The organism is Bartonella sp. AP20NXHL (assembly GCF_042196165.1).
GTDB lineage: Bacteria > Pseudomonadota > Alphaproteobacteria > Rhizobiales > Rhizobiaceae > Bartonella.
This window is the reverse complement of the sequence record NZ_JBHIPV010000080.1, coordinates 1-1,055: the sequence shown is the minus strand read 5'-3', so window position 1 is coordinate 1,055 and position 1,055 is coordinate 1. Positions and strand designations below refer to the sequence as shown.

The 1,055-nt window shown below is 40.0% G+C and carries 1 protein-coding gene and 1 pseudogene; both read right to left on the bottom strand.

What is annotated here, in order from left to right; all coding sequences use genetic code 11:
• Positions 1–351: 351 nt before the first annotated feature.
• Positions 352–801 (bottom strand): hypothetical protein, encoded by a 450-nt coding sequence (locus tag ACFILL_RS09295; protein WP_375643815.1) that lies wholly within the window; start codon positions 799–801, stop codon positions 352–354.
• Positions 722–1,055: pseudogene (locus ACFILL_RS09290) on the bottom strand (hypothetical protein); the annotation flags it as partial. The pseudogene ACFILL_RS09290 and the gene ACFILL_RS09295, both read right to left, overlap by 80 nt.

Here is a 1,055-nt window from a genome sequence, read left to right as displayed (position 1 = left end):
CCGCCATCAAACTTTTCACACTCTCTTGTGCCATCTTCATATTCGTAGAGGTTGTAAAAATACTCCTCTGCTCCGTCCCCCCAAGGAACATAACCAACAGCTGTTGCAACAAACTCTTTTTGCATGGGTTGTTTACGCTTTTTTAAGAACAGGTCTTTTAATATTCTCATGTTTTTAATCCTAATTTTACCAATTGGTCTATTTACCTCAAATTTGATCATACAGAGCGTTTTATATTGCAGATGTTGATTCTATCATAAAATCTTTAAATCGCTTTGTAAGGTGCTTTTTTGTCGATTTAAATGCATATCTAATCGTAAAATGATCAGCACTTTTCACTAGTTTGCTGTTTTAAGCCGCTTTAGAATTGCTACTGTCATGACACTCTTCACTAGGCTTGCCTATTCTCATGAATGAAATGCGCTTGCCTCCTAAGGCTAGGTTACGCGTATTTTCAACTGCTGTAAAAACTCTCTCAGCAACACCATAAAGCCTGCTTTCTAAATCACGACAATACTGCGCAAGATCAGCACAAGAGGGGACAAAGGTTGTTGACATGCCTTTAGCTTCTCCACGTATAAGATTTTTAACAGCTTGCAACAAAGACCAGAGTGAAATGCCGTTAAGAGCTGCGATATAAGCCTTTGCACGCGCTTCTACATTTGAAACTTTTTGCATTGTCAAACCACCTTCAAGCACATCAAGAGCCTCTGCTATGTCTTCAACAGACGCTTTCACGGTAAGTAAGTTTTGAACAGTCTGATAAGCTTCTAAAGCTTGTTTCTCTAGGGTTGCTGTCAATTGAATGCCATTTCTCAAGGTCCATGGAAACTCCAGAGTTACACATTGCTCTATCTGTTGCACGGTATCTTGTAGAGGTGTCACTAAGCTGTGTTGCACCGATAAGATTACGGATTGTCTCTCCGGTACCACCACGAGTTCTTTGATCTTTTGAAAAGTTTCCATTGTTTCCACCATTGTTATTCGTGTTTTTCGTTTTTTCTAAATCCTCGATAGCCTTTCGCACCCAGTTACGCCATGTTGCTTGCCAATCG